The 7,347-nt window shown below is 62.1% G+C and carries 6 protein-coding genes; 1 reads left to right on the forward strand and 5 read right to left on the reverse strand.

The window, feature by feature from the left end:
- Positions 1-115 precede the first annotated feature (115 nt).
- The 5 genes from AC4PS6_RS17780 to AC4PS6_RS17800 all read right to left on the reverse strand — a co-directional run bounded on the left by AC4PS6_RS17780 (position 116) and on the right by AC4PS6_RS17800 (position 6,292).
- Positions 116-1,135 (reverse strand): branched-chain amino acid aminotransferase, encoded by a 1,020-nt coding sequence (locus AC4PS6_RS17780; RefSeq protein ID WP_032903431.1) that lies wholly within the window; start codon positions 1,133-1,135, stop codon positions 116-118.
- A 205-nt stretch (positions 1,136-1,340) separates the two neighbouring features.
- On the reverse strand, positions 1,341-2,720 hold the full coding sequence (lpdA, locus tag AC4PS6_RS17785; RefSeq protein WP_102666166.1) for a dihydrolipoyl dehydrogenase: 1,380 nt from the start codon (positions 2,718-2,720) through the stop codon (positions 1,341-1,343).
- Between the two features lie 4 nt (positions 2,721-2,724).
- Positions 2,725-3,990: a dihydrolipoamide acetyltransferase family protein gene (locus tag AC4PS6_RS17790; RefSeq protein WP_032903432.1), complete on the reverse strand. Its 1,266-nt coding sequence runs from the start codon at positions 3,988-3,990 to the stop codon at positions 2,725-2,727.
- Complete coding sequence (locus AC4PS6_RS17795) at positions 3,991-5,055, reverse strand: alpha-ketoacid dehydrogenase subunit beta (protein ID WP_492180888.1); 1,065 nt, start codon at positions 5,053-5,055, stop codon at positions 3,991-3,993. It abuts the gene before it with no gap.
- Position 5,056: 1 nt separating this feature from the next.
- On the reverse strand, positions 5,057-6,292 hold the full coding sequence (locus AC4PS6_RS17800) for a 3-methyl-2-oxobutanoate dehydrogenase (2-methylpropanoyl-transferring) subunit alpha (RefSeq protein ID WP_014719015.1): 1,236 nt from the start codon (positions 6,290-6,292) through the stop codon (positions 5,057-5,059).
- 195 nt (positions 6,293-6,487) lie between these two features.
- Here AC4PS6_RS17800 and bkdR point away from each other — a divergent pair, with 195 nt between their 5' ends.
- Positions 6,488-6,976: a Bkd operon transcriptional regulator BkdR gene (gene bkdR / locus AC4PS6_RS17805; RefSeq protein WP_003174877.1), complete on the forward strand. Its 489-nt coding sequence runs from the start codon at positions 6,488-6,490 to the stop codon at positions 6,974-6,976.
- The last annotated feature ends 371 nt before the right edge of the window (positions 6,977-7,347 follow it).

The following is a 7,347-nucleotide window of genomic DNA, read 5'->3' on the forward strand; positions in this document are numbered from 1 at the left end:
GATGCATTGCATTCCCACGCGGAGCGTGGGAACGATCATATGCTGACTGACAGTTCGCTATCGCAGGCAAGCCAGCTCCCACAGGGTTTTGTGGTGTCGCTGGCTTTTGTGGCTGTCAGACCTTGACGATCCAACCCGCTGGCGCTTCCACGTCACCGGTCTGCACACCGGTCAGCTCTTTGTAGAGCTTCTGGGTGATCGGGCCGACTTCGGTCTCGCTGTGGAACACATGCAGCTTGCCGTTGTACTGAATGCCGCCGATAGGCGAGATCACCGCAGCGGTACCGCAGGCGCCGGCTTCCTTGAACTGATCCAGCTTGTCGATGAACACTTCGCCCTCGACCACTTCCAGGCCCAGGCGGGTCTGGGCCAGTTCGATCAGCGACAGGCGGGTGATGCCTGGCAATACCGAAGGCGACTTCGGCGTGATGAACTGGTTGTCGTGGGTGATCCCGAAGAAGTTGGCCGAGCCGACTTCTTCGATTTTCGAGTGGGTCATCGGGTCCAGGTAGATCGCGTCGGCGAAACCGGATTTCTTCGCTTCCGAGCCGGGCATCAGGCTGGCGGCGTAGTTGCCACCGACCTTGGCGGCACCGGTGCCTTGCGGCGCGGCGCGGTCGTAGCCGGAGATCTGGAAGTTGTGCGGCACCAGGCCGCCCTTGAAGTAGGCACCGACCGGGATGCAGAACACCGAGAAGATGAACTCCGGCGCGCTACGCACGCCAATGTTGTCTCCGGTGCCGATCACGAACGGGCGCAGGTACAGCGCGCCGCCACTGCCGTACGGCGGGATGAAGCGCTCGTTGGCCTTGACCACTTGTTTGCAGGCGTCGATGAACGCGTCGGTCGGCACTTGTGGCATCAGCAGGCGGCCACAGCTGCGCTGCATGCGGGCGGCGTTCTGGTCCGGGCGGAACAGGTTGATCGAACCGTCCTTGCAACGGTAGGCCTTCAGGCCCTCGAAGCATTGCTGGCCATAATGCAGGGCAGTGGAGCCCTCGCTGATGTGCAGCACATTGTCGTCGGTCAGGGTGCCAGCTTGCCATTCGCCGTTTTTCCAGACCTGGAGAAACCGCTTGTCGGTCTTGATGTAGTCAAAACCCAGCTTGTCCCAATTGATGCTCTCGTTACCCATGACACCCTCTATCTCTGGTCAAGTCGGATTTTTTTTCTGGATGGGCGCAACAATACTGCATTCTTGGCCGGTGTGGGAGGAGGGCGGCGGACCATTCAACCTCTGCATTGGCTGATCCACCGCTATCGCGGGCAAGCCCGACTCCCACATTGGAATGCATTCCAAGTGTGGGAGCTGGCTTGCCTGCGATAGCCACGCCACGGTTTTACAGGTGCAACGCGTGCCCCAATGCCCGCAGCGCGGCTTCCTGCACCGCTTCACCCAGGGTCGGGTGGGCATGGATGGTGCCGGCCACATCCTCCAGGCGCGCACCCATTTCCAGGCTCAGGCCGAACGCGGTCGACAGCTCGGACACTCCGGCCCCCACGGCTTGCCAGCCAACAATCAAGTGATTGTCACGTCGCGCCACCACCCGCACGAAGCCGGCTTTGGACTCCAGCGTCATGGCCCGGCCATTGGCGGCGAAGGGGAAGCTCGACACAATGCAATCCAGGCCGGCAGCCTTGGCCTCGTCCGGGGTCTTGCCGACCACCACCAGTTCCGGGTCGGTAAAGCACACCGCCGGAATTGCCGCCGGGTTGAATTCGCGGGCCTTGCCGCTGATCAGTTCGGCAACCATTTCTCCCTGGGCCATGGCCCGGTGCGCCAGCATCGGCTCGCCGCTGAGGTCGCCGATGGCGTACACGTTGCGCATGCTGGTCTGGCAGCGGCTGTCGATCTTGATCGCCACGCCGTTCATGTCCAGGTTCAGCGCTTCGAGGTTCCAACCCTGGGTGTTGGGTTTGCGCCCCACGGCGACCAGCACCTGGTCGGTGTCCAGCGCCAAGATGTCGCCGTTGGGGGCGCGCACCTGCAGTTTGCCGTCGGTAAAGCCGGTGACGCTGTGTTCCAGGTACAGCTTCACGCCGAGTTTCTTCAAGGATTCAGCCACCGGCAGGGTCAGCTCGGCGTCGTAGGCCGGCAGGATGTGCGCCTGGGCCTCGACCACACTGACGTCGGCACCCAGCTTGCGGTAGGCAATCCCCAGTTCCAGGCCGATATAACCACCGCCCACCACGATCAGGCGCCGGGGCACATGGGTCGGTGCCAGGGCTTCGGTGGAGGAGATAATCGGCCCGCCAATCGGCAGCATCGGCAGGTTGACGCTTGTCGAGCCGGTGGCCAGCAGCAGGTGTTCGCACTGGATGCGTTGCTCGCCCACCTCGACGGTCTTGCCGTCGATGACCTTGGCCCAGCCATGGATCACCTGCACCTTGTGTTTTTTCAGCAGTGCGGCGACGCCGGTGGTCAGGCGGTCAACGATGCCGTCTTTCCATTCCACGCTCTTGCGGATGTCCAAAGTCGGTACATCCACCTCAATGCCCAACTGCGAGCCCTGGCTATGGTGCACGGTTTGTTGGAACTGCTCGGCCACATGGATCAGCGCCTTGGAGGGAATGCAGCCAATGTTCAGGCAGGTGCCGCCCAGCGCCTGGCCTTCCACCAGGATGGTCGGGATGCCCAGTTGGCCTGCGCGAATCGCCGCGACATAACCGCCGGGGCCGCCGCCGATAATCAGCAGCGTGGTGTGCAATGTCTGAGTCATGCCCTTACTCCAGGAACAGGCTGGCGGGTTGTTCGAGCAGGCCGCGAATGGCCTGGATGAATTGCGCCGCGTCCATGCCATCGACCACGCGGTGATCGAAGGAGCTGGAGAGGTTCATCATCTTGCGCACCACAATCTGGCCCTTGATCACCATCGGCCGCTCAACGATACGGTTGACGCCGACGATGGCCACTTCCGGCAGGTTCAGCACCGGCGTGCTGACAATGCCGCCCAAGGCGCCAAGGCTGGTCAGGGTGATGGTGGAACCGGACAGCTCATCGCGGCTGGCCTTGCCTGTGCGTGCGGCATTGGCCAAACGCGCGATTTCTTCGGCAGTGCCCCACAGGCTGCGGGCTTCGGCGTGACGTACCACCGGCACCATCAGGCCCACGTCGCTTTGGGTGGCGACGCCCACATGCACGGCACCAAGGCGCGTGATGACCTGGGCTTCGTCGTCGTAACGCGCATTGATCTGCGGGAAGTCGCGCAAGGCTACCACCATGGCCCGCACGATAAACGGCAGCAGGGTCAGCTTGCCGCGTGTCGCACCGTGCTTCTCGTTGAGATGCACGCGCAACTCGTCGAGGGCGGTGACGTCGATTTCTTCCACGTAGCTGAAATGCGCGGCGCGCCGGGTGGCGTCCTGCATGCGCTGGGCGATCTTGCGGCGCATGCCGATCACCGGGATTTGGTGTTCGTCGTTGCGCTCGGCGTAAGGGTTGGCGGCAGTGGCGCCCGTTGCCGTGCCCTGGCGCAAGTAAGCCTCTAGGTCTTCATGCAGAATTCGGCCGGCAGGCCCTGTGCCCTGGACCAGGCGCAGTTGAATCCCGGCATCCAGCGCGTGTTTGCGCACGGCAGGCGAGGCCAATGGGCGTTCGCTGGCTTCACGGGCCACGGGCGCTTGCGGCGCTTTCACTGCTGCAGCGGGCTTGCTTTCTACCGGCGCCTGTACCGGTTTGGCTTCGGCCACAGGCGGCGCGGCCTTCGCCGGCTCGGCAACCACGGGTACATCCTTGGTATTGCCTGCGCCTTCTACTTCAATGCTGATCAAAATACTGCCCACTGCCATGACCTCACCCGGCTCGCCGCCGAGGGAAATCACTTTGCCGTGGACCGGCGAGGGAATATCCACCATCGCCTTGTCGGTCATCACATCCGCCAGCACCTGGTCTTCAACCACCAGGTCGCCGACCTTTACATGCCATACCGACAATTCAACTTCCGCGATGCCCTCGCCAATGTCCGGCATCTTGATAACGTGCGTGCCCATTCAGACCTCCATGACCCGTTTCAACGCCGCGCCCACTCGGGACGGCCCTGGGAAATACGCCCATTCCTGCGCGTGCGGGTAGGGGGTGTCCCAACCGGTGACGCGTTCGATCGGCGCTTCCAGGTGGTGGAAGCAATGCTCTTGCACCAGCGAGACCAACTCGGCACCAAAGCCGCAGGTGCGCGTGGCCTCATGCACCACCACGCAACGGCCGGTCTTTTTCACCGACTTGACGATGGTCTCCAGGTCCAGCGGCCACAGGCTGCGCAGGTCGATGACCTCGGCGTCGATGCCGGTTTCTTCAGCGGCGACTTGCGACACATACACGGTGGTGCCGTAGGTCAGCACGGTCACGGCCGAACCCGGACGCACGATGGCGGCCACATCCAGCGGCACGGTGTAGTAACCGTCCGGCACCTGGGCTTGGGGGTGTTTGGACCACGGCGTTACCGGGCGGTCGTGGTGGCCATCGAAAGGGCCGTTATACAGGCGCTTGGGTTCGAGGAAGATCACCGGGTCATCGTTTTCGATGGAGGCGATCAGCAGGCCCTTGGCGTCATAGGGGTTGGACGGCATCACCGTGCGCAGGCCGCAGACCTGGGTGAACACCGCTTCGATACTCTGGCTGTGGGTCTGGCCGCCATAGATGCCGCCACCGCAGGGCATGCGCATGGTCAAGGGCGCAGTGAACTGGCCGGCCGAGCGATAACGCAGGCGTGCCGCTTCGGAAATGATCTGGTCGGTGGCGGGGTAGACGTAGTCGGCGAACTGGATTTCGGCCACCGGGCGCAAGCCATAGGCGCCCATGCCCACGGCCACGCCGACGATGCCGCTTTCCGAGATGGGGGCGTCAAACACCCGCGAGCTGCCGTACTTGGTCTGCAAGCCTTCGGTGCAACGGAACACGCCGCCGAAGTACCCGACGTCCTGGCCGAACACCACCACGTTGTCGTCACGCTCAAGCATCACATCCATGGCCGAGCGCAGGGCCTGGATCATGGTCATGGTGGTGGTGGTGGTGGTCATGGCGGTTTCCAGTTCGATGCTGTTGTTGTGGTCGTTCATGTCACACCCCCAACTCTTGACGCTGGCGCTTCAGGTGCTCCGGCATCTCTTTATAGACGTCCTCGAACATGGTCGCGGCGCTTGGAATCTGGCCACCGGCGAGGGTGCCGTACTGTTCGGCTTCCTTCTGCGCCTTGACCACTTCGGCTTCAAGTTCGGCACTGACCGCCGCGTGTTCCTCTTCGGACCACTGGCCAATTTTGATCAGGTGCTGCTTGAGGCGGGCAATCGGATCGCCCAGCGGGAAGTGGCTCCAGTCGTCGGCGGGACGGTACTTGGATGGGTCATCGGAGGTGGAGTGTGGGCCGGCGCGGTAGGTGACCCACTCGATCAGGGTGGGCCCCAGGTTGCGGCGCGCACGCTCGGCAGCCCAGGCCGAGGCGGCGTACACGGCGATAAAGTCGTTGCCGTCCACGCGCAGGGAAGCGATGCCGCAACCGACGCCGCGTCCGGCGAAGGTGGTGGCTTCACCGCCGGCGATGGCCTGGAAGGTGGAAATCGCCCACTGGTTGTTGACCACGTTGAGAATCACTGGCGCGCGGTACACGTGGGCGAAGGTGAGGGCGGTGTGGAAATCCGATTCAGCAGTGGCGCCGTCGCCAATCCAGGCCGAGGCGATCTTGGTATCGCCCTTGATCGCCGAGGCCATGCCCCAGCCCACGCCCTGCACGAATTGGGTGGCAAGGTTGCCGGAAATAGTGAAGAAGCCCGCCTCCTTGACCGAATACATGATCGGCAACTGACGGCCCTTGAGCGGGTCGCGCTCGTTGGACAGCAGTTGGCAGATCAGGTCCACCAGCGGCACCTCGCGGGCCATCAGGATGCTTTGCTGGCGATAGGTGGGGAAGCACATGTCGTCGATATTCAAGGCCAGGGCCTGGGCGCTGCCGATGGCTTCTTCGCCAAGGCTTTGCATGTAGAACGACATTTTTTTCTGACGCTGGGCGACCACCATGCGGTTGTCGAAAATGCGCGTCTTGAGCATGGCGCGCATGCCGCGGCGCATGATCTCGGTGGAGACACCCTCGGCCCACGGGCCAAGGGCCTGGCCCTGATCGTCGAGCACGCGGATCAGGCCCTTGGCCAGGTCGGCGGTGTCGGCCGGTTCTACGTCGATGGCGGGTTTGCGTACCAGGCCGGCGTCGGTCAAACGCAGGTAGGTAAAGTCGGTCTTGCAGCCTGGGCGGCCCGAGGGTTCGGGAACATGCAGGCGCAGCGGTGCATACGGCTGGGTCATGGCTTTCTACGCTCTATCTTGTGAATTTCTTGTAGTGGGCGCGCTAGCTGACAGTCAGTCTTCGGGTAGAAGAAATCTTGTCCTACAACAATCATAGGCGTGGCGTAGAAGAATATTTATCTGTGTTTCATTGCGCTCACGGTCATTTGCGGATAAAAAAACTGCATAAACATAATAAACAGGTGATTTTGTCTCATGCGCAAACTGGACCGTACCGATATCGGCATTCTCAACGCCCTGCAGGAGAATGCCCGGATCACCAATGCCGACCTGGCCCGCTCGGTCAACCTGTCGCCCACGCCGTGTTTCAACCGGGTCAAGGCGATGGAAGAACTGGGGCTGATTCGTGAGCAGGTCACGCTGCTGGATGCTGATTTGCTGGGGCTGCACGTCAATGTGTTCATCCATGTGAGCCTGGAAAAACAGAACGAGCTGGCGCTGCAGCAATTCGAAGGGGCGATCTCGGATCGGCCTGAGGTGATGGAGTGCTACCTGATGGCCGGCGACCCGGACTATTTGATCCGCGTGTTGGTGCCCACGATTCAGTCGCTGGAGCGTTTCATGATGGACTTTTTGACCAAGGTGCCGGGGGTGGCGAACATTCGCTCCAGCTTTGCCTTGAAGCAAGTGCGCTACAAAACCGCATTGCCATTGCCGGCCAACGGCATCAGCCTCGGTTCCTGATTCAACACGGAACAAAATGTGGGGCTTGCCTGGGATGACGGCCTGCCAGCCGACGCCAATCTACCTGACACCCAACGATCCAACTGTGGGAGCTGGCTTGCCTGTGATGGCGGCCTGACAGCCGACGCCAATCTACCTGACACCCCCGCAGTCCAAATGTGGGAGCTGGCTTGCCTGCGATGACGGCCTCCCAGGCGACACATATCTACCTGACACCCCCGCAATCCAACTGTGGGAGCGGGCTTGCTCGCGAAGGCGGCCTGGCAGGCGACACAGTTGGATTGTGTACATATCCATTCCTGCGGTAACGGCCACCTAGGGTTCCGCTTTTACAGCCAGCCCTTTCAAGGTCTTCTGTAAAATCCCCTGAA

Source organism: Pseudomonas sp. DW-iso17, assembly GCF_058725345.1.